This is a genomic window from Cupriavidus sp. BIS7 (assembly GCF_000292345.1).
Classification (GTDB): domain Bacteria; phylum Pseudomonadota; class Gammaproteobacteria; order Burkholderiales; family Burkholderiaceae; genus Cupriavidus.
In genome coordinates, this window is sequence record NZ_ALOU01000010.1 from 192,036 (window position 1) to 213,797 (window position 21,762).

Annotated in this window: 13 protein-coding genes and 3 pseudogenes; 7 read left to right on the forward strand and 9 right to left on the reverse strand. The window is 60.2% G+C overall.

All coding sequences use genetic code 11. The annotated features are described in order from the left end of the window. Positions 1-719: 719 nt before the first annotated feature. Positions 720-3,659, reverse strand: a complete 2,940-nt coding sequence (locus B552_RS27160) for a Tn3 family transposase (protein WP_051003529.1) — start codon at positions 3,657-3,659, stop codon at positions 720-722. 211 nt (positions 3,660-3,870) lie between these two features. Then, complete coding sequence (locus tag B552_RS0104810; protein ID WP_157160182.1) at positions 3,871-4,251, reverse strand: FG-GAP repeat protein; 381 nt, start codon at positions 4,249-4,251, stop codon at positions 3,871-3,873. Positions 4,252-4,837: 586 nt separating this feature from the next. Between B552_RS0104810 and B552_RS28070 the strand changes: the two genes are divergently transcribed. Then, complete coding sequence (locus B552_RS28070) at positions 4,838-5,221, forward strand: hypothetical protein (protein ID WP_162137611.1); 384 nt, start codon at positions 4,838-4,840, stop codon at positions 5,219-5,221. Positions 5,222-5,739: 518 nt separating this feature from the next. On the opposite strand, the gene B552_RS0104820 is transcribed toward B552_RS28070, so the two are convergent. The 3 genes and pseudogenes from B552_RS0104820 to B552_RS27170 all read right to left on the reverse strand — a co-directional run bounded on the left by B552_RS0104820 (position 5,740) and on the right by B552_RS27170 (position 10,692). Next, positions 5,740-7,287, reverse strand: coding sequence for a PAS domain-containing methyl-accepting chemotaxis protein (locus B552_RS0104820; protein ID WP_019447881.1), 1,548 nt, complete (start codon positions 7,285-7,287; stop codon positions 5,740-5,742). A gap of 201 nt (positions 7,288-7,488) precedes the next feature. After that, positions 7,489-7,659 (reverse strand): annotated as a pseudogene (locus tag B552_RS28755) (pirin family protein); the annotation flags it as partial. A gap of 2,359 nt (positions 7,660-10,018) precedes the next feature. After that, positions 10,019-10,692, reverse strand: a pseudogene (locus B552_RS27170) (paraquat-inducible protein A). Positions 10,693-10,916: 224 nt separating this feature from the next. Here B552_RS27170 and B552_RS0104835 point away from each other — a divergent pair. From B552_RS0104835 to B552_RS0104855, 5 genes are all read left to right on the forward strand, one after another. Next, the gene (locus B552_RS0104835; protein ID WP_019447884.1) at positions 10,917-13,193 is read left to right on the forward strand and encodes a DUF3141 domain-containing protein; all 2,277 of its coding nucleotides are present in this window, start codon (positions 10,917-10,919) and stop codon (positions 13,191-13,193) included. A gap of 78 nt (positions 13,194-13,271) precedes the next feature. Continuing rightward, a complete protein-coding gene (locus tag B552_RS0104840; protein WP_019447885.1) occupies positions 13,272-14,213 on the forward strand; it encodes a phosphate acetyltransferase in 942 nt (313 codons plus the stop codon). Positions 14,214-14,224: 11 nt separating this feature from the next. After that, positions 14,225-15,403 carry an acetate/propionate family kinase gene (locus tag B552_RS0104845; protein ID WP_019447886.1) on the forward strand — a complete coding sequence of 393 codons (1,179 nt, stop codon included), beginning with the start codon at positions 14,225-14,227 and terminating at the stop codon, positions 15,401-15,403. Positions 15,404-15,405: 2 nt separating this feature from the next. Further along, complete coding sequence (fabI, locus tag B552_RS0104850) at positions 15,406-16,188, forward strand: enoyl-ACP reductase FabI (RefSeq protein WP_019447887.1); 783 nt, start codon at positions 15,406-15,408, stop codon at positions 16,186-16,188. A 24-nt stretch (positions 16,189-16,212) separates the two neighbouring features. After that, a complete protein-coding gene (locus B552_RS0104855) occupies positions 16,213-16,518 on the forward strand; it encodes a hypothetical protein (RefSeq protein ID WP_019447888.1) in 306 nt (101 codons plus the stop codon). 134 nt (positions 16,519-16,652) lie between these two features. On the opposite strand, the pseudogene B552_RS28255 reads toward B552_RS0104855, so the two are convergent. Next, positions 16,653-16,870: pseudogene (locus tag B552_RS28255) on the reverse strand (IS5/IS1182 family transposase); the annotation flags it as partial. A gap of 739 nt (positions 16,871-17,609) precedes the next feature. On the opposite strand from B552_RS28255, the gene B552_RS28760 reads away from it, so the two are divergent. After that, positions 17,610-17,822, forward strand: a complete 213-nt coding sequence (locus tag B552_RS28760) for a hypothetical protein (protein ID WP_157160183.1) — start codon at positions 17,610-17,612, stop codon at positions 17,820-17,822. A 733-nt stretch (positions 17,823-18,555) separates the two neighbouring features. On the opposite strand, the gene B552_RS0104860 is transcribed toward B552_RS28760, so the two are convergent. The 3 genes from B552_RS0104860 to B552_RS0104870 form a co-directional block, all read right to left on the reverse strand. Then, entirely contained in the window at positions 18,556-19,569 is a 1,014-nt protein-coding gene (locus B552_RS0104860; RefSeq protein ID WP_019447889.1) for an IS110 family transposase, read from the reverse strand. A gap of 140 nt (positions 19,570-19,709) precedes the next feature. Beyond that, on the reverse strand, positions 19,710-20,783 hold the full coding sequence (locus B552_RS0104865) for an AI-2E family transporter (protein ID WP_026035341.1): 1,074 nt from the start codon (positions 20,781-20,783) through the stop codon (positions 19,710-19,712). Between the two features lie 61 nt (positions 20,784-20,844). Next, positions 20,845-21,579 carry an MgtC/SapB family protein gene (locus B552_RS0104870; RefSeq protein WP_019447891.1) on the reverse strand — a complete coding sequence of 245 codons (735 nt, stop codon included), beginning with the start codon at positions 21,577-21,579 and terminating at the stop codon, positions 20,845-20,847. Positions 21,580-21,762 lie beyond the last annotated feature (183 nt).

Consider the following 21,762-nt stretch of genomic DNA (forward strand, 5'->3'; position numbering starts at 1 on the left):
GAGTCTTCCGGATCTATCAGCGTGGCGAGCTCAAGCCGGCCTTGCCGATCGATTACCCGCCGCCGATTCTGGAGAGCTTCCCGGAGGACTGCCACGGGCCCCTGGAATCACAGCGGTCCACGAGAGAGGTTTCTGACATTCTGCTTACTGCGCTCGAGCCCGGGCTCGCGTTGGGGCGGCGCGAAATCGTGGGCCAGGGCTTGCTGAGCACCAGTGAGTACACCCGGGCCGTCAAGACTCTATCGAGGACCGGCCGAATCCGACGCAGCGCCGACACCGTCGGGAAGTCAACCGCAGACGCGCAGTACGTCCGAAAGCGAAGCGGCCCACCAGCGGCCGACGCAACTTCGTGTCCACCAAGCTCAACACATGCACCAATCAGCTTCGAGGGATTGCTCGACGCCTGGCAGATTCGGCTGCCGTCAGCGCCAATAGGCGAGCGCAGTGTCCTGCGACAGCGGATTACACAGGAGGGACCATCTGTGCGCGCTTTGCCTTCGACCCGACGTTAAGCCGACCGGCGGAATGGTGTCAGGCAGAGACTATCGGGTAGTTGCTGATTGAGGCTTCATACCGGGTGACGAAGCGGCAGCTCTGACACTTGCGGGGTGCTGATGGCCTGCATTTCAACATTCAGTCCTGTTCGAATCCGAGCCACTGCAATGGGCGCGTGAGCGGCACAATGAAGCTCCGGCATACTGACGGTGGGTGTTCGGTGGCTAGCCGGCTTGGTTGCGCTGGGGCGCCTGCTCCCGCAAATACGACGCACTTGGCAGGAGCCGGTGGGCGTAGCGGGCAATGGGAAATTCGAAAGTGCCCCGAAGGTTGATGCCGTCGAGATAGGTGGGGCCGATCTGACGCAGGTCTTCGGCACGCATCGGTTCGCCACCGACCGCCTCAATGGCATCCAGCGCCTTTTGCATGTGCATCGTGTTCCACGCCATCAGGGCATTGGCCAGCAACGACAGGGACGAGGAAACTGCTGCGAGCGAGGCATCGTGTCGCGTCAGTTCGGCCGGGATCTTGCCGTGATGGATGGCCCGCTGGACCACGTGGACGGCTTCGCCGCGGTTCAGCGCATGCTGCATTTCATGGCGGAAGACGGGGATGGTGAAGTAGTCGACCAGGAAGATCGTGCGAAACAGCCGTCCAAGATGGACACCGGCTTCATAGACAGGTTGCCCGCGTGCGGCTGCGCTGAATCGTGTCAGCGCCTGGACGGCCGTGCACTGGCCGCTTTGGACCGAAGCGGCAATGCGGACCAGTTCATCCCAGGACCGCTCAATGAGGTTCAGCCGGACATCGTCGTCGATGACAGCAACGAGTTCTGCCGGCACGTCATGAAGCCTGGGGACGTGGAGATGCCGGTCACGCAGGTGCGCAAGCCGCGGACACAGGTCAAATCCCAGCAGACGGGACTGGCTCATCGCGAAATCGGTGTACCCGTGCGTATCGACAGCCAGTTGCGCCACGTCTTCGCCGCCGTTCTGCCGGATCACCCCCTCGATGGCCGCACCGGCCTGCCGTTCATTGAGCAGGATCGGCTGATCATGGAAGATCCCCCACCTATCGCGGACGTGGGTGTACATGCCAACCGATGGCGTGCGGCGACGCGGATCGGCCCGTGCCCGCCACACTGTGCGCGACGTCTCCAGCGACATCATGTCCGACGAAGCCAGATCGGCGCGCCCCCAGTGCTGGGCGATCGGATGCTGATGCATGAAAGTCAGCACGGTATCGGCGGCTTCCCGCAGTTTTCGCTCATCCGCGATGCGGTGCATCATCTGCCGGATCGCACTGGGCGACAACTCCGGCACCATGCGTGCCAGATCCGCCGCCGACATCGAGGTGCCGTGCGCCAGCACCGCTGCGTAGACCAGCAGCAACTCCGTGCGCGAATAGGGTTCCCGGCCCAACAGGAGCCAACTGAAGTGCGTGCTGCTATCGATTTCCAGCAGGATCTCGGGCAGCTGCCCGCCAGGGTGCCGTTCGAACAAGGCACGCCGCAGGGCCTCCGCCGAGGCAACAGGGGCCTTTGCCACCAGAGGGTCGATATGAATCGCGTCGTCGATCTTGACTTCACCGCGCACGACGGCATCCCGCAACCGAGCCAGGCCTGCGTCCAATTGCGCGATCACGGGCTCCAGAAAGACCTTGGCGTCCTGTGGCAGCTTCAGGTGGCCATAGAAGTGATTGCGCTTGGCCTGCCATTCCTCTTTCGCGATCAGCAACGTCGCCCGGCTGCGGAAAGCAAAGCTGTGCTCGAGGAAGACCGAGCCGTTGCGCAACGCCACCCGCAAGCCGAACAGGGTGCCCCATTCGAGGGCTGCCAGAGCCTTTTGGCGATCCTGACCTTCCAGCGCAGCCTGCCAGGCTCGCCCGAGACCGATGCTGGTGCGATCGGGGAGCCAGTCGGCGTTGCGGGAATAGAGATTCTGCAAGACTGCGAGCGCCTCGATCACCGGGTGTGCCGACTGCGATGTGAAGGGCAACCGCACCAGTTTGGCGAGCAACGCACGGGCCTGCCGATGCCTGGACAGGAGCTGGGCACGGATCAGCCCGGCACGGCTAGGACGCTGCTGTGTCAGCGCGGCGTCAGCCAAGGCAGCCAACTGCTGGCAAAGCGCCTCCCGGGTCAGGGACGCATCTTCGGCCAACGCTTTGACGGCGGTCGCGAACTCGCGCATCCGCGTGCCGGGGTCGGGGCGGCCCGCGTCGATCAGGCGCCCCGTATCATTGACGGACTTGCGAATCCAATGTCGCAGCATCGACGCCAGTTGATCAGTTGCCGTGCACAGGGCGTAGCGGAGAAAGCAAGCAGCCTCCAACTGACGCGATGGCTGCGAGATGCGCTTGCTGACCGAGGCCGGCCGATTGGCACAACGTCTGGCATAGTGGCGCACCACCGCCTCGTTGCACACCGATGGCCACCGGTGGTGAATCCCCAGCTTGTACAGGCGTTCGATCTTGTCGAACAACTCCCCCATCTGATGGGTCGAGGTCCGTAGCGGCACGGCCCAGAGCCATTGCTGCAGGCTGGGGCGGTCGCCTTCCGGCCGCGCCAGCAACGTGCCCCACCTGTCCAGCGTCGCTTCGCCATAGGCGCGCACCAGTTCATCGTTCAGAGCTGTCTCGAAGTCGATGACAGCCTGACTGATCAATCGCTTCAGAGCGCGGTCATGAGGAATCAGGACGCGATGTTCGTACAGCCAGCGCTTCAGCTCGTGCAGCAACTCGGTGCGGCTGGGCTGTCCCGCCAACCGCTCCTTGAGCCAGCGTGTCAGGTAGCGGCGCTGATGCTCGGCGACCGGACTGAACCCGAGCGCCTCGTACGCCAACATCTGATGGTCCACCAGCGTATCAATGCGCCCGTCATAGAGCGCAGTCAGCGTGCCCATGTCCGGCGGTGTCACCCCGATCTGCGCACCGACATGGGCCCAGAGGAATCGGGGCACCTGCTTGCAGGCATCCAGGGTACGTCCCGTCATGCGGATGAAGCCGATATGGACAGCGACGGCAAGGCGGTACAGATGACTGCGGCGGGACTCGATCAGCGCCCGTTCCTTCGGAGAGTAAGAGAAGAACGTGGCGAGTTCGAACTCGCTGAGCTCGCGCGGCATCTGCCGCATCCCGAGATAGGCCAACCGCCAATGATCCATCGCGCTCCCCAAGCGTGAGACGGACTGCGGAGGTTAACGGCAATGCGATGGCGGCGCAACGTGCGGAGCACAAAAGTGCAGCATCAAGCAACTCGGTCTGCGCAAAAAATGGTAGACAGCAAGTTGTTGATTGTTTGGGAATTTTGCCCGGGCACCTCCCGGAAACCCGCATTGGTGCTAGGGGTGGCTACCCCGGTAAATTGCACGGAAATCAAGGGGACCCCATGAAGAGCGACCGCCGCCTGATGTCGACCTCCACTGTCGTGAAGGCGGTTATATTCTTCGACTTTCCCCAAGGAACTGGCGTCCCATCCCCTTGGCCTCGAAGCACGCCGACAAGCGCAAAACCCATGCCATCTTGAACTACGTAAGCAATATCTGGAATTCCATCCCCGTTCAGGTCGCCGGCGGCAATACTCGCCACCTTCTTGTCCGGGTAGAGTTTTGCAATCACCAATTTTGCATCAGTTTTAAGAGGGACCTTTGTCACCGGCTCCGCGCAAAGCTGTTTCGACAAAAGAATGAAGAGAGCGGCTATGCCTTTGCCCATATCGATTCTGAACCGTTTTGATTTGCTCGTTATAGTAGTCATTGAATGATTGAAGACGGGCGCATGCCGCATCGATCAGACGCTCTTGTGCCGAAAACTAGCGTCTACCCGAAATGCCCTGACTCCCTGTCACTGCCCAGAGCTCTCAGTGGGTACCGCAAATATGATCCGCGTCAGTTTCGATAAAAGACTTGGAAATCGCAACCCTGGCCATGCTTGATTGTCTCAAAGCAGTCACACCACCTCGTCGCCGCGATTGTCTCTAACGGGTTGGAAGTCGCCTCTGGCAGAAAGAAGCCCGTACGCGGATAGGCCGAAGGCAGAGATCGGTAGAATAGAGATGTGGCGCGGTGACGGTAGGTCGCCGCATCGTCCTTATAGGTTGCTTCCGGCTGGAGCGGTTGCCGGGTGGGGCTTTCACCCACTGGAAAAGCGCCGCCTTAGCACGGCGCACGCCATAACCGGTCGTTCGACATACCGGCGTGAATCGTCCACAATCGGTTGAAACATCAAGGAAAAGGAAAGGCCGCGTGAGCGGTTCAAGCACACAGCGCCCGTATGTATGCCACTTGAAACTGTTCACTTCGACAGCGTGTCCGGCCTGGTTCGTACGTCGCAGAATCGCCGCTTGGCCACACTCTTCAACTTCACCGTGGCCGGGCACACAGAATATTCCGTCGTCGTGCCTGGCAGACCGCGCATTGAAGCAGGCATGACAATCACGGCATACCTTAAAGAGGCCGGCAATTGGCAGACGCTAGTCGGCTGGCGCGATCACGCGAATGGCGAAATTGTCTGCGACAGCGCCACCGAGGAGATCATCATCAGTGCTGTCTTGCCACTAATGATGGCGACCTTTGCAGTCTCTGGATGGCCGCAGCCGCAGGCTATGGTGGGCGTAGTTATCATGGCGGCGTATCTGGCCTGGGCGATCGGGCGGATCCGCACGCTGCGACGCGCACGTGCCGCGCTGGCGGTGTTGCCGCTCCCTGGGTCCGAGCGTGCACCGTGAACGGCAACGAACCGATATGTCACAAGAAACCGATCTTGCCCGCTGGCGTTTATATAAGCGTGCCGTTGTGGCCTATTCGGGTGGCGTCGCGATGGTGCTTCTCGCTCTCGCTATATCAATTCGCCACGGAGCTGGTTGGAGACCGGTTTTGGCCGGAGTGCCGCTCTACGTAACGGTGTTCGGTGGTATCACGTACCAGTTCATAAAGGAGCCGCGCGCTAAACGGGAAGCGCTAGCGGTAGCTCACTCAGACCGTCGTGTGTCCGCTTTTCACGATCGTGAATAGCTTCTCAAGGTCGGTAGTTGCCTCTGGCGCCAGGGCTCCCGTGCGCGAATAGACCGAAGGCGAAGACCGGCCATCAACGGTCTCTCCCGATCTGTCGGCGAACGTCTGGTCGTGTGACGGGAGAGCTGTCCTTCGGCACCGATAGCGCTGGGCAACTGGTTGATTGCTCCAGTCGCTCTCTTCATCTTGGATGTAGCTGCGGTATTCAGAAGTGGCGGTCGAGAGGCTCGCGTTAGCTCCGGTATACGGCGACCGCTTCGCTCAACTTGTGCGTTCGGACTTCAAGGCTGTCGGCGGCTTCCGCAGATTCATGAGCCAGCCCGGCATTCTGCTGCGTCATCCGGTCGAGCTGCGTCACGGCAACGTTGACCTGCCCGATCCCCTCCGACTGCTCCCTGGTCGCCAAACTGATCTCGTTGATGAGGTCGTTTACCCTTGTGACCTGGCTCAAGATGTTGCACATTGAGTCTCGGGCCTTGCTCACAAGCCCACTGCCGACGGCGGTTTTGTCAACGCTGTCGTTGATCAGGACCGTGATTTCTTTGGCTGCCGCGGAGCTGCGCTGCGCAAGCGTTCGCACTTCTCCGGCCACGACCGCGAAGCCACGCCCCTGTTCCCCGGCCCGTGCTGCCTCGACCGCTGCATTCAGGGCGAGGATGTTCGTCTGGAACGCGATGCCTTCGATGACGCTGATGATCGCGCCGATTTTTCTGCTGGCATCAGTTATCTCGTCCATGGTTTCAACGACCTTGCCGACTGCCGTATCACCTTCCGATACCGCCTCTCTTGTCAAACCCGCGAGCTTGCTCGCCTGCAGCGCGGTATCGGCGTTATTCCTGACAGTGGCAGTCATCTGTTCCATCGAAGCCGCCGTCTGCTCGAGACTCGCCGCAGATTGCACACTGCGATCATTCAGATCACTGTTGCCCGCCGCGATGTCGTGGCTGGACTGCTTGAGTCCGCCAAGCTGTTCGCTCACATCGTCGACGAGTGACCGCAGGTTGAGGCCAGACTGATTAATTGCGCGCAGGATCATCCCGATTTCGTCGACGCGGTTCAGGTGTATGTTTTCGCTGGGTTGGCCCGCTGCCACGGAGAGGGCCTGTTTGAGCACGGCCTGAAGCGGGCGGGAAATCTGCGCTTCGAGCCAGAACGACGTGAGCAGAGAGAGTGCCGCGCCCGTTGCGGCGAAGCCGCAGAGCATCGCGTCATGCAGCCCGAACAGGAAGCCCAACAGCACTGCCAGCGCGAATGACACAAGTAGCGCCGAGCGGATGCGCCACCGAACCGGCATGGTCTGCACCAACGAGGTCCACGCGAGCAATCCAGTACGTACAATCAGGCCCTGGTGAAATTTCTTCTGGCCTACCTGACCCTCGCGGAAGTCACGATAGAGGCGCTCAGTGGCTTCGATCTCGTAGCGCTCTGGCTTTGTCCGAACTGACAGGTAGCCTGTCAATTGACCATTGCGAATGATCGGGGCGGCGTTCGCCCGCACCCAATAGTGGTCACCGTTCTTGCGCCGGTTTTTTACCAGAGCGGTCCACGAAAGGCCCGCTTTGAGGGTCGACCACATGTCCGCAAATGCTTGCGGGGGCATGTCCGGATGCCGCACGAGATTGTGTGGGTGCCCGAGGATCTCGTCGATTTCAAATCCGCTGACTTGGATAAACGCCGCATTGGCGTAGGTGATGTGGCTTTGCGTGTCGGTGGTCGACATGAGCGTGGCGTCACGCGGAAAGTCATACTCTCGCTGTGTTACGGGTAGATTGGTTCGCATTGAGAAATTTAGGTCGAAAGCGTTTGCGCTCCCGACGGAACGCAATCCGCGAGCCTACGGGGTACGATGCTTTAACGACGAAATACGCGAAATAATTATGGTTATTCGTGCCACCATAATTAGCTCGCACTGATCCAAAAATTAGAGCGCACTGATCTAATAATTGCCTTATACAATTCGCATTTAAACCCCACCCGTGCATTCGAACGAATGCGGCGTCTTCCCGAATTCGGCCGGTACTTTCTCGTGAACCATGCCGCTCCCAGCAGTCGCCCAGTGCAGGCCACCGGGCCGAATCAAGTTGCGGGTGCCAATAGGATCGCGGTTGTGCCTCGCCGCGGAGGCAGTGGTCCAACAAGTCAGGAATGTCGAGTTTCCAGGATGACGACTCGGGCCTCGGTCGCGAGCCGACCCGTATGAGGATGGCCGCTCAACACCTCAAAGCAGCCGTAGAGATGAGCTCGGGTCAAGGTCCGGAGAGGGTCGGAAGTGGCCTCTGGCCCAAGGAAGCCCGTACACGGATAGGCCGAGGGCAGAGATCGGCCATAAGCTGCCCACTGCGATCGCGATCATGCAGCCGTTCGAGTGACTGGTCCGCTCAAGCACCGGACGTCCTCTCCATATAATGCTTCCCGCGGCTTGCCCCGCCTTCCCTGAACGCTTGGTTCCGGCCAAGAGGCTTAGCTGCTTCTACGGGGTAGGTGACGCCATGAATTCCATGCTGACATCCTTAGTCTCGCCAATTCCATGCTGTTCGGCCAGCTCCCGCCATGTACGCTTGGCTTCACCATCGAAGCATGGCGAGCCCAATAGCAAATAGCGTCGCCCGCTGGCAGTTACACCGACTCCAGTACAACTGTCGAAAGATTGAATCGCGCTACTCACCCTGTTCTCATTGTTTTCCACGCAGTACCCCACGAAGTACCGTTGGCCGGAGCTTGTTTCACGTACCCGCCAGCGCTTGAGTGTGATTAGCGGTTGTACATCGACAGCCGCGACCGTGTTCTTCGACATGTGTCCGATATGTGAAACTGCAATTTGCTAGCGCCAACTGAGACTGAGAACGGTCAGGTGCCACGGTGGCCGAAGCTTCGCCATCTCGCGCATGCCTAGCACTGCCCCTCCTTGGCCTTGCCGGGCCGGCAGAACGACTCATTGCCGTACTGGTCGACACGACAGTTGCCTATCTTCGCCAGCTCAGTATGACAGCCCGGGGCACCTTCCGACTCGTCATCTGGGTACGGCGCAACAACGCAACCGCAGGCCCATCGATGCACCTGGAGAATGTCCACTGAAAAAAACCACGCTATCGTGCGTGTGGCCGAGCGAGTCCAGCATCCCGAATGGGATTAACGCCCGCTTAAGGACCCCGGCGCAGCCAGCCCGCGAAGAAATTCTTAATTGAGTTATTTATGCGCCCGCTGAAAAGCGTCCAAATACACGGGAAAAAGAGGCCAGGCGAGAACGACGTCTTGCCCGGCCAGAGTAGTCGCCGGAGCGGGATCACAGCGAACGAAGATCATCGGACGCCGGCACCGAAACTTTAGCCGCGTTATATAAAAAAGCCACCGGGCAAGCCGGCGGCATCCTAATGTCTGAAAGGAGTCGGCCCAGAGAACCGCCTCGGTCAAATTGTAGGAACATCATGTCCACATAGCCAAGAACCAAGGCCGGCACGGTGCAACCTGCGCCATGACCCACTAGTCGCGAAGACGAATTGCACAACCATCCAGCAATCCGAGATCTCAAGGAGATGGTGATGAAATCAGTCCGGAGACTTTGTGTTACCCGTGCCACTGCCCTGGTCGCAGTGACAGGTACCATCACGTCAATGGAATGACGTGCAACGCAAGCAATAGTCGAGTGCGGAATCAAAGTCCTTCTTCTTTTGCTCCAATCGCAGGCCAGTCGGTGTACGTCGGTAGACGTGAAACCATTGAGCATCGGACTGCGATGCGATCATCTCCCGGGAGGCGATGGAACGCATGGCATAAATGTGCAACCTCCCCACAATGGCAGTAAAACCTTTCAATGGCATAGCAAACTCCCCTTGGAAGCCGACGCCGCCCGGCGCCGGCTTGCGCCGACTGCATCAGTCGGCATGTTTAGCGTGCAGGCGTGGACTGGTGCCCATCTGTGCCATGCTTTCGCGCAACCGCAGAAATCCGGGAGGGTCGCGTGGCACAGCGCCCGGTTGAAACGGGTGGCTCCATCCTCTCCAGCACACCGATGCAAACACCGTTGCGCACGCCGCAGACCGTGCGCGAACGATCACGAAGCCAGCCACGCGCCCAACGCACGTAGGCTGTCCTCATTCAGTTCGCCCGCTGCGGCGGCAAGCTCCTGTTCGGCCTGGCGCTGTTTGGCGGCTGTCTCGCGCTCTCGCGAGTCAATACCGCCGCCGGCGCAGATCGGGATGACCGGCAATGACGGTGCGCACCGGACGCACTTCCTCGTGCTGAGACCGTTCGGCCGGGGAACAGGCGGTAGGGCCGCGATCAGTGTGAGGGCTGGGGTTTTAGGGTTTAGGGTCAATTCGGCCTTCCTTTCAGATCCGCTGCGGGGCGGCCGTTGTAAAACTCCGGCCGCCATTGCCAATCTGCCAAATGTGCGTTGGTCCCCGTACCGCCCGCCTTTCCTGAGGGGCGGTCCAGTGACTCAGAACTACGTCATTGGTATCGACCGAGAAACTATATCTAATAATAATCTTCGTGTCATCATGACGTGTGATTTATTCTGTAGAAGAGCGCGATTCGCACTGATCCCCCGATGGCGTTAGCAAGGCAGCGAGGAACGGAGGCTCAGGTCGGAATGTGCGCGGATCGAAGGACAGGATGGTGGCAAGCACGACAACAAGGGCGCCGAACGTCCACAGGGCGGCGCCGGGCAGCACCTGCGCGATGGTGGACAGCTTCACCACCGTGACCAGCACGCCGATCATGAACACTTCGATCATGCCCCACGGCCGCGTCTGGCGAATGCCGCGCACGATGCAATCGAAACCGGGTGGTCTGCGGTGTTGCGCCATCGGCACGAGCAGGTAGCACATCATGAGTAGCTCCGCCAGCGGAAGCAGGATCGTCGTGGCGAAGACGAGCACCGCCACCAGCGCCATGTCATCCGCATACAGTGCCTGTACAGCGCCCCATAGCGTGGTCTCCATGCGCGATCCCTTGAGTTCCATGACGACGATCGGGTACGTGTTCGAGATCAGAAACAGGATCAGGGCGGTCACCACGAGCGGCAGCAGGCGACGATAGGCACGCGAACTGTCGCGATAGAGCGCGCCACCGCAGCGTAGGCAGCGGCACGTTCGCCCGGTTTCAGTGCCACACGTGTATGGAGTGCGTCGCAATGCTCGTATGCGACCAGCCGTTGTAGATCTTTCGGCGGAACTGGCGGCAAGAAATGGTTTCGTGCACGCCGTGTCTAGGGATGGTTGTCGGCCTCGTTACACGAGAAAAGCAGTCTTGCGCATCAACCTCTTCCACGATCTCAAGAATCCCTACAAACTGACTTGTGTGTCATCATGACGCCTAGTATAGTAATACCCGAATCGTAATCCTTCCGCGAACTCAGCCACAAGACGCGAGGCACCGGCGCGGACTCTTTGAGGAGGCTAATGCGGTATGCATCAGTTGAGCCTGACATCCGATCCGCAGAGTGATCCCACTACGGCTTTGCCCTACGCATTTCCGCCGGGAAAAAACGCGGGCGCCGAATACGCAATCGATGCGTGGCAGCGCAGTGTGCTGTTCGCCGACGTGATGCGAGAGCGCGGCAACCAATACGAGGCGCACTTGCATGAGCGCACACCCAATGTGCTCGATTTCGCCGCCGAGTTGATCCTGGATGGGCGCACCTTGCCGCGTCCGGTCAGCTACGGCCTCGTGCGCATCATTTCGCCTGACGATCTGCAACCCGACCGCAATGCGACTGAAACGCACGACGTGGGTCATCTTCGGCCGTTCGTCGTGTTCGACCCCCGCGCGGGACACGGGCCGGGCATTGGCGGCTTCAAACGCGACAGTGAAATCGGCGCCGCGTTGCGAGCGGGACATCCGTGCTATTTCGTCGGCTTCCTTCCCGACCCCGTACCCGGTCAGACAGTCGAAGATGTCATGCATGCCGAAGCGGCGTTCCTTGAGAAAGTCATCGAGCTGCATCCAGATAGCCCTGGAAAGCCCGCCGTAGTCGGCAATTGCCAGGCGGGCTGGCAGGTACTGATGACAGCCGCGATGCGACCTGACCTGTTCGGGCCGATCATCGTCGCGGGCGCGCCCGTTTCATATTGGGCAGGCTGGCGCGGCAAGAATCCGATGCGCTATTCCGGAGGTTTGCTCGGCGGTTCATGGCTGACCGCGCTAACGGGCGATCTCGGCAACGGCCGTTTCGACGGCGCGTGGCTCGTGCAGAACTTCGAGAACCTCAACCCGGCCAACACACTCTGGCAAAAGTACAACAACCTGTATGCGAATATCGATACGGAAGCGCCACGGTATTTAGGCTTCGAAAAATACTGGGGCGGCCACGTGTTCCTCAACGCCGCAGAGATGCAATACATCGTCGACAACCTGTTCGTCGGCAATCGGCTCGCGAGCGGCGATATCGTTATGTCGGATGGCGTGCGTCTCAACCTGCGCAACATCCGCTCGCCGATTGTCGTGTTCTGCTCGTACGGTGACAACATCACTCCGCCACCCCAGGCGCTTGGCTGGATTACTGACCTGTATCGCGACGACGAAGACCTCCTCGGGAACGACCAGACCATCGTCTACGCAACACATGACAACATCGGCCATCTCGGCATCTTCGTGTCGAGCAGTACGGGCCGAAAGGAGCATCGTGAATTCGTGTGCAACATCGATCTCATCGACATGTTGCCGCCCGGCCTGTATGAAGCGCACATGGGGGCGAAGACCGAAGCGACGCCGCATGCTGACCTCGTCGAAGGCGATCACGTGTTGTCGATCTCGCCGCGCAGCATCGATGATGTGCGGGCTATCGTGCAGCCAAACGCGGAAAGCGATCGTCGTTTCGCAACAGCAGCCTATGTGTCCAATTTCAATCTCAGCCTCTATCGCAGCTGTGTACAACCGTGGCTACGCATGTGCGTAACGCCGTGGAGCGCAGATCTCGCGAGCAAATTTCATCCACTGCGGATTCCCTACGAGTCTTGGTCGGACCGCCACCCGTTCGCATCGAGCGTCGCCCAGGCTGCGCAACACGTGAGAGAGTCGCGCAAAGCCGCCCCTGCCGATAATCCGTTTTGGCAGATGCAAAGCGCAGCATCGGACTCGATCGAGGCGTCGCTGAATTGCTATCGCGACATACGTGATGCGGCGGTTGAACAGCTGTTCGAAGCCATCTATGGCGCCCCCTGGCTGCAGGCTCTCGCCGGGCTTCCCCCACAACGCGACGACGGCCGATCCGACGTATCCGAGGAATCCGGCGATGCCGACGATCGTCACGCAGCGATCGCCGCAGAAAACGAACGGCTTCGCCATAGCATGACAAGGGGTGGCCTCATCGAAGCGAGTGCGCGCGCGCTGCTCTTTGTGCGTCGTACGCACCGCGAAGCTGATGAACGCGGCTTCAATCTCGCGCGCGCTATGCTCGGCACGCTGTCCGATCGCGGCATCCTTTCATTCAAAGAGGTTGTTCGCGAGCAAGCCAAGCTGCTGCGCCTTGACGCCGATTCCGCAATCGATGCAATACCCGACATGCTGTCCGGCGCGCCGCCCGCGGAGGTCCGTAACGCCGCACGCGACATCGAAAAGCTCAGCACCACGCTGCCGCTCGACGAACACGAACGCGCCGATCTGGAGCGCGTTCTGACCATCTTTGAGTCGGCAGCGAAGACGAAATCGGCGCCGCGTGGCAACGCCCGCCAGCAGGTCAAGTAACGGCGCGTGTCATCACGCGTGGCCCGGGGTTGATCGCTGTCTGGCCCCGGGAAGATTTGCCAATAGAGGGCACACGACATGGAACACAAACGCGAAAAATATGAGCGGCTGATCGCTTTCGCGACAACGCTACCGCCATTGCCAACCGCCGTTGCGCACCCATGCGATCACGACTCCCTGTCTTCAGTGATCGAAGCCGCGCGCCTCCATCTGATTGCGCCGATACTGGTGGCGCCGCGCGCCAAACTCGAGGCGGCTGCGCGGGAAGGCAACCTTGGCCTCGGCGATCTGCCCATCGTCGACGTGCCACACAGTCACGCAGCGGCAGAAGTCGCCGTACAACTCGTGCATGAAGGCAAGGCGCAAGCACTGATGAAAGGTTCTCTGCACACGGACGAACTGATGGCAGCGGTCGTCGCGCGAGGCACCGGGCTGCGCACCGAACGGCGCGTCAGCCATTGCTTCGTGATGGACGTGCCCGGCCAGGCCGACGCGTTGATCATCACCGACGCAGCTGTGAACATCTCGCCGACACTCGATGAAAAACGTGACATCGTGCAGAACGCCATCGACCTCGCCCAGGCATTGCAATTTCCGTCCGCGCGGGTGGCGATCCTGTCGGCGATGGAAACTGTTAACTCCAAGGTGCCGTCGACACTCGACGCCGCCGCATTGTGCAAAATGGCCGACCGCCAGCAGATCACTGGTGGGATACTCGACGGCCCGCTCGCCCTCGATAATGCGATCAGCGAAGAGGCCGCGAAGACAAAAGGTATTTCATCGCCAGTGGCCGGGCATGCCAACGTGCTCGTCGTACCGAACCTCGAAGCCGGCAATCTGCTCGCCAAGAGCCTGTCATTTCTCGCCGGTGCAGATGCCGCCGGCATCGTGCTTGGCGCGAGGGTTCCCATCATTCTCACCAGCCGTGCCGACTCGGTGATCACACGGCTTGCGTCGTGCGCGGTCGCTTCGCTCGTCGCACTTTCGCGGCGCGCGAAGCCCTCGGCCGCCATCGCCTAGAGGGTTCACGCATGGACGTCATTCTGGTCATCAATGCGGGGTCATCCAGCATCAAGTTTCATGCGTTCGCGGCGAGCGACGGCGCGCTTGACCCAATCGCCAGCGGCAAGCTCGAGGAGATCTACACCAACGCACGCTTTCAGGTCAAACGGCAAAGCGGCGAGATCATCGACAACAAGCGCTGGCCGGAGGGCGAACGTCTCGGCCATGACAAGGCGATCGCATTCCTGCTGGAATGGCTACGTGGACACGCAGGCGACGCCAGGCTGCTAGCCGTCGGCCATCGCGTCGTGCACGGTGGCGAACGCTATTCGGCGCCCGTACGTGTCGACGCGAAGGTGATGGCCGAGCTGGAGGCGCTCATTCCCCTCGCGCCGCTGCATCAGCCGCATAACCTCGCGGCGATTCGGTCGATCCAGGCGAGCAACCCGTTGGTACCGCAAATCGCGTGCTTCGACACAGCGTTCCACCATACCCAGCCCGACGTGGCGACCCGCTTCGCACTGCCACCCGAGATCACCCGGCGCGGAGTTCGGCGCTACGGGTTTCATGGTCTCTCCTATGAGTACGTCGCAAGTGTCTTGCCGCAATACGACGAGCGCGCCGCGTATGGCAGGACAGTGGTGCTGCATCTCGGCAATGGCGCGAGTATGACGGCGCTGGATCACGGCAAGAGTGTCGCCAGTACGATGGGCTTCACCGCCGTCGAAGGGCTCGTCATGGGCACGCGCTCGGGAAGCCTCGATCCGGGCGTGGTGCTGTGGATGATGGAAGAGGCCAAAATGGATGCCCGCGAGATCGAAACACTGCTTTACAAGCGCTCTGGGTTGCTTGGCGTCTCCGGCATTTCGAGCGACATGCGCACGCTGCTCACGAGCGATGCGCCCGCTGCGGCCGTTGCCGTCGACCTCTTCTGCTATCGGATCTCACGCGAAATCGGTTCGCTCACGGCCGCGCTCGGCGGCCTCGATGCGATCGTCTTCACGGCGGGTATCGGCGAATATGCGGCCCCCGTGCGCGAGCGCGTGTGTCGTGCGGCTGCATGGCTTGGCGTCTCGCTCGACCCGCAGGCGAATGCGAAGCACGGACCGCGCATTAGCGATCCGCAAAGCGCTGTCGATGTCTGGGTCATCCCGACCAACGAAGAACTGATGATTGCCCGGCACGTACTGCATCGGCTGGAGGAGTAAGCATGGACAAGCTTTCCGCGCAGCCGTTCGCGGGCCGCAAGGTTTTAATCGTCGGCATCGCAAACGAGCATTCGATCGCTTATGGATGTGCACGGGCATTCCGCGAACTTGGTGCAGAAATCGCCGTCACGTATCTGAACGAAAAGGCAAAGACTTACGTTGAACCGCTCGCACGAGAATTGGGGGCTTCGATTGTCTTGACGCTCGATGTATCGAAACCTGGGGAGTTCGAGGCCGTCTTCGATTCGATTCGCGACACTTGGGGACGGCTCGACGTCGCCATTCATTCAATCGCGTTCGCGCCGAAGAACGATCTGCAAGGCGGTCTCTTGAACAGTTCGGCGGAAGGCTTCGCGCAAGCCATGGACATTTCGTGTCACTCGTTCATCCGTATGGCGCGTCTCGCCGCACCTTTGATGGATGAAGGCGGCTCCCTGTTTGCTATGAGCTACCTCGGTGCGACTCGCGTCGTACCAAATTACGACCTGATGGGCCCAGTGAAGGCGGCGCTCGAAGCCACCTGCCGATATCTTGCGCACGAACTCGGCCCGAAGCGCATCCGCGTCCATCCGATCTCACCTGGGCCGTTGAAGACGCGGGCTGCGTCTGGCCTGAGGGACTTCGATCTCCTGCTGAGCGAAGCGGCTGCGAAAGCACCCATCGGCGAACTGGTCGACATCATGGACGTCGGCTACACCTGCGCGTTTCTGGCGACACCCTACGCGCGGCGGATGACGGCCAACACTATCTTCGTCGATGGTGGCGTCAGCATCATGAACGACTAACCTATTCATTGAGCGGGCGCCATCATGAAGCTACTGATTATCGGACTGCCTCCGAGAGCTACGATCAAGGATCTGCGCACCCTCGTATTTCGCTATTCGCAAGCGACCTGCCGCGACATCCAGTTGATCGGCGAGAGCGACGACCACCCGGCCGCGCTGGTGGACATCGAGGGCGCGACCTGGATGACGATGAACAACATACGCCAACGCCTGCATGGAATGTACTGGCACCGCTGCCGCCTCGGCGCGCACATCCTTTCGTTCTGGGATGTGCGCAACGCGGCTGAGGCGAAATGTCAGACGCGGACTACTCTGCCCGGTAAGGGCTAACGATGTTTGCGAAATCGCAACGGCACCCGACGGCGGCGACTGCTGGAGAACCACTGCCCATAGTCGGCTTGTGGCGGAGCTTCGGACATTCCGATCGAAAATAGGTGATCGGCTCCCATTGTTAAGAGACTGTTTCAAAAAGACGGCTCAGCGCGCCTGAAGATGTTCCAGCAGGCAGAGAGCGGCCGCGTTTGAGGAAGGCGTCATAAATGTGAGCCCGACGTTCGAAGCGAATGCGAAGACGACGGAAGTAGTGAAGCCACGCATGAGCACGTTCGACAACGCAGCGGAATTTACCCAGATCACTGCCATGTTCTGTCCGGCGCTTGGTGACCACCGGTTTGATGCCGCGGTGAGGACCTACCCCATGTCAGTGGTTCTGGTCACTCACCCTGCGCGTAATCAGGCTGCTGGGAAGGAACCCTGCTCGCAGCTTGGATGTCTCTGCACTTTCCGCATCAAAGGCTATGGAGTGCAACACACAAAATGCTGGGTGGGGCCTCAGCATTCTCTCGATCAACAGGACCGCTCATGTTTTCAGTGTCATCGACCCAACTACGGATATTCGCAGTGGCGTTCCTATTGCTGGAGGCTCCAGCAATAGGCGCTACCGCTCCGCAGACAAGCAGTCAATCGCAGAATTTGAGTACCAAGCATGGCTTCAGTGACGGCAACAGCGCCGGGACGGAGCTGAAAACTGGGCCTCTTTCGCAGTTGTGCGCCGCCGACACGCAGCCAAATATGACTCACCAGGGGCTGCCATCAAATGGCTCGGATTCCTACCCCTACATCCTCGCGCCATACATTCAGGTGCCGGCCGTTGCGCCGCCCCCCCGGCCCACGACGCTTCCTCGACCCGCGCCACATCCATAGCAAGTCGGGTGACAGCGTCCAAACCAGTTCCCATGCCCGTATCCATTCTGAAGCAGATCTCCTCTTTTCGCTTCTGGGATGTATGCCCTTAAGAATCGACTAGTCGAGAGGTGGCATGCTTCGCGTCACCGCCAAAATCAACCCTTGCCGAGCTCTTCCTCGTGGTGGCTGCACATCGAGCGGTGTGCCGTCCTTTTGTAAATGCCAGAATAGCAGTCATGACATCAGCACAAAATCGGCCGCCTGATCGCGCTGACGATTTTCAAATTCGCCGAGCTCAAGCCCTTTGCTCGGGATCTCCTGCCTTGCAGGCAGGCCTGGAAGAATTTCTGAGTACTGCGCCAAGCCACGCTCAGATGGCCGATTACCTGAAGCAACTGAAGGCGGGTATCGCCGCCAGCTTGGCTGCCACGATAGTCGGCAGATTCTGAGCCTGGCGGTTATCAGTTTGCACGGTTCTCGACCAGGACCCTTCGTCGGATGGCACTCCTTCCGTTACCACTCGCCCGTTCCTGTCACCCCACTTAAGCGCGGCAGTCGAACGCGGTGGATCGCACAGGCTGTTCTATGTCATTAGCGTATCCAGCGTCACCTGGGCCGGAGCTATTGCTCCGACATCGCCCGACGACTTTGTCTGGTAGCGGAACTCGGCGACCGCGCGAGTCGCTGTCAATCGGCGATCCAGTCGCTTCCGTGACCCGTCAATTCCTTGCTGGACAAGGCTTTGCGGGTTGCGAAGAAATGTGTCACCGAACAATTGAGGTCAAGCAGCGCCCCGCGAACTCGGGCCGTGAGGCCGCAGCGATTTGCCGTGCCCGTTTCGCCTCATCGCCATGCAGATAAATTGAGATAGTCGAGACCAAGGCGAGCCGCAGGTTATTGCACTGGCATATATCCGTACATGGACTCCCGCCTATGAGCAAGATGGGGTTGCATTTTGAGGTGGTCGACTGCGTCCGTACATTCGGCTTCCGATGTGTCCACTATCGACACGAGCCATCATGGAAATTTGCGCGCTTGCTTCCTTATCGGCCTCTTGGCTTCGGAATGCAGCCGTCGGATATATCAGGATCTGCAAGCGCCGGTCCGACCGGTTCGCCATGCTTGCCACTTCTTGCGCAATCGCTAAGGAAGTGAAACGTTGTTAACAAGCCATTGTGGAGCCTATGCCACCTGGAATACTTCGTTGCGCGTCAAGATTGCCCACGCGATGCGCGCCGTCTTGTTCGCGAGGGCGATCGCTGCGATGCTCGCTTGACGACGTTGCATCAAGGTCTTGATCCATCGGCTGTGTCGATCGTCACGACGATTGACGACATGCATCACGGCACGGGCGCCCTGAACGAGCAGGGTTCGTAGATAGGTATCACCTCGTTTCGTGATGCCGCTTAGCTTTGTCTTGCCGCCGCTGGATCGTTGCCGCGGCGTCAGCCCTAGCCATGCCGCGAACTGCCGACCGTTCCTGAATTGCAATGGGTCTCCCACGCTGCTAACGAGCGCGGTCGCGATGACAGGGCCGATGCCTGGGACAGTCGCCAGCCTTTGACAGACCTCACTACGCTTGAACAATTCGGCAATCTCGTTGCCGAGCTCATCGATCCACTTCTGCAGAGCATCCACTTGTTCAAGGTACATCGCACCGAGTCTCCTGAGCACCGGCGTGACCCTGACATTCGAGTTGCCAAGAAGCTCAACGATGCCCTTTCGCAGTTGGTAGAGACCAACCGGAAAGACAAAGCCTTCCTCGGCAAACATGCTTCGAATCTGATTCGATTTCGCAGTACGGTCGTGGACAAGGCGCTCGCGCATTCGGTGCACTGACTGCAGCGACTGCTGCTCTGCGCTCTTGATTGAAACGAAGTGAATGTCCTTCCTCGCCACTGCGGCGCAGATTGCCGCGACATCATTTGCATCATTCTTGCCGCCGACCAGAAATGGCTTCACATACTGCGTTGGTAGCAGACGAACGGTATGCCCCAACGAAGTCAACTCACGTGCCCAGTAATGCGAGCCGTGACAGGCCTCAATCCCGATTAGGCAGGGTTCTAGCCTGGCGAAGTAGGTCAAGACCTCATTCCGGCGAAGTTTCCGCTGCACAACTACATTCCCATGGCGATCAATGCCGTGGATCTGGAAGACGTTCTTCGCGATATCCAAGCCAATGGTCAGAGCGGGCATTGTTGTTCTCCCAAGAGTTGACGCTGTCAGTGTGGGCCCCGGAGGGGGCGGGAGTCCATACCATCAGCCCTGCGCCCGCCCTTTCGCACCACTAGCGTAGCGTCAGCGCCCTCAATAGTGGTCACCGTTCTTCCGACGGTTCAACTCTCATAGAGCGCACTCGCCAGATATCGGCGACGCAATTCGCGCAGCGCCGTCGCAAGGATCGCACTGACTGGCAACGCAAGCAGCACGCCGCAAAACCCGAACAGCTGGCCGAATGCAAGCAAGGCGAAGATTACCGCGAGCGGGTGCAGGCCGATGCGTTCGCCGACGAAACGCGGCGTCAGGAAGAAGCTCTCGAGGATCTGGCCGGTGCCGTAGATGATCGCCACTGCCGCGAAGCCGTACGAGGTACCGAACTGCAGCAGCGCGGCGAGCAGCGCGAGGACCAGCCCGGTCGCGAAGCCGACGTAGGGAATCAACACCGCCAAGCCGGTCAGGATGCCGAGCGGCAGCGCAATCTGGAAGCCCGCGATCGACAGCGCAATGGGATAGAACGCGGCAAGCACCGCCATGACGAGCAACTGGCCGCGCAGGTATTGCGACAGCATACGGTCCATCTCCGTAACGAACTCGCGCGTCTTGCCAAGCCAGCGCCGGGGTACTAGGCTCTCCATGCGGCGGAACATCTGGTGCCGGTCATAGAGCAGATAGAACAGCACCAGCGGCACCAGCACGACGTTGCCGATCACGGTTGTCATCATGTCGCCGCTGGTGCGCACGTACTGCCATGCGGTGAGGGTCAGCGTCCTCTCGCTGCCTTCGAGGTTCGCCACTAAGTCGCGCACATTGCCAAAATGGAGCGATTGGTTGAGGCCGAGCAACGCCAGCTTCGGTTGCAGCCAGGCGTCCAGCCCGGCGATAAAGACGGGAATCCGGCTGGTAAGCTGCGGGCCTTCCGCTTGCACCACCGCAACCGCCAATAGCACCAGCAGCGCGGCCAACATCGCAAAGACGAGAATCATCAAGAGCGCCGCGAGGCCGCGCGGCGTGCGATGGCGCACCAGCCACTCGACGCCCGGCTGCAACATGTACGCGATGAGCGCTCCGAGCAGGAAAGGCGTGAGGACGGGCCGCAAGCGCCAAAGCAAGATGCCGAAGCCCAGTGTGACGGCGCCCCAAAACAGGGCCTGACGGCGCAATGGCGTTGGGAGTCGTACGTTCGTAGACATATCGGGGTTCCGGTCGAGCCCTGGCGGTGGGCGCCAAAGCACGTTCATTTTGGTCACACTGTCAACTGCGCACAGGTACGATGCTGAACCGCGAGACGCCCTCGGTTGCAGCCATCTCCGCCGCCAGTGCTGCCGGTGATAGCGCGCGCGCCTTGTCCGGCGCAACCAAGCTGACTCGCCAAACGGCCTGGTGGTCGGCGTACGTGATGGTCAGGCTGTCGTGCAGCACGCGATAGCCGCGAGACCTTGCCCTGTCGATCAGCAAGTCGAAGTCAGGCGCTTCACCGGGTTGGAACGTCAGCGATACATCAAGCGTCATGCGCCCCGGAAGCTTGGACTCCAGTCGGTGCAACAGCGACATCGAGCACACACACAACACGGCAAGTAGCATGGCAGCAGCATAGAAACCAACGCCGAGCAACACGCCTATGGCCGAAGCGGCCCAGATGGACGCTGCAGTCGTGAGACCGCGGATGCTCATGCCGTCCTTCATGATGACCCCGGCGCCAAGGAACCCGACGCCGGTGACCACGCCCTGGATGGTATGGGTCGGGTCTACCTGGACGCTCGCTGTGGCGCCGCCGTACCAGAGCGACGCGTGACCAACGAACACCGTCAGCGCCGTTGACGCCATGCACACGAGGCCATAGGTGCGCATGCCAGCGGCACGACCGTTGTATGAGCGTTCATAACCGACCAGCATGCCGAGCAGCAACGCGCCGATCAGGTTCAACCCGATGAACGCGTTGGCGGCAAGAAAGGGGCCGCTCCAATAGTGCTGCAGCTCTCCGAGCATAGGATTTTGTGATCAGGCTGCGAGCCAGGCATTCAGGGAACGCAGCGTTTCCTCACTCAGTTCTCCCGCGGCGGCGGCGAGCCGCAGACGGCCAAGAAGGTAATCCAGGCGTGCCTGAACCAGGTCGAGCTCAGCGGCGAATACGCGCTGCTGCGCGTCGAGTACGTCGGGTTCTGTACGGGT

Excerpts from the sequence above, each read along its gene's own strand:
- B552_RS0104860 (WP_019447889.1), bottom strand. The coding sequence starts at position 19,569 with ATGCCCGCTCTGACCATTGGCTTGGATATCGCGAAGAACGTCTTCCAG.
- B552_RS0104835 (WP_019447884.1), top strand. The coding sequence starts at position 10,917 with ATGCATCAGTTGAGCCTGACATCCGATCCGCAGAGTGATCCCACTACG.
- B552_RS0104820 (WP_019447881.1), bottom strand. The coding sequence starts at position 7,287 with ATGCGAACCAATCTACCCGTAACACAGCGAGAGTATGACTTTCCGCGT.
- B552_RS0104855 (WP_019447888.1), top strand. The coding sequence starts at position 16,213 with ATGAAGCTACTGATTATCGGACTGCCTCCGAGAGCTACGATCAAGGAT.
- B552_RS0104840 (WP_019447885.1), top strand. The coding sequence starts at position 13,272 with ATGGAACACAAACGCGAAAAATATGAGCGGCTGATCGCTTTCGCGACA.
- B552_RS0104810 (WP_157160182.1), bottom strand. The coding sequence starts at position 4,251 with ATGACTACTATAACGAGCAAATCAAAACGGTTCAGAATCGATATGGGC.
- B552_RS0104865 (WP_026035341.1), bottom strand. The coding sequence starts at position 20,783 with ATGTCTACGAACGTACGACTCCCAACGCCATTGCGCCGTCAGGCCCTG.
- B552_RS0104845 (WP_019447886.1), top strand. The coding sequence starts at position 14,225 with ATGGACGTCATTCTGGTCATCAATGCGGGGTCATCCAGCATCAAGTTT.
- fabI (WP_019447887.1), top strand. The coding sequence starts at position 15,406 with ATGGACAAGCTTTCCGCGCAGCCGTTCGCGGGCCGCAAGGTTTTAATC.
- B552_RS0104870 (WP_019447891.1), bottom strand. The coding sequence starts at position 21,579 with ATGCTCGGAGAGCTGCAGCACTATTGGAGCGGCCCCTTTCTTGCCGCC.
- B552_RS28760 (WP_157160183.1), top strand. The coding sequence starts at position 17,610 with ATGACATCAGCACAAAATCGGCCGCCTGATCGCGCTGACGATTTTCAA.
- B552_RS27160 (WP_051003529.1), bottom strand. The coding sequence starts at position 3,659 with ATGGATCATTGGCGGTTGGCCTATCTCGGGATGCGGCAGATGCCGCGC.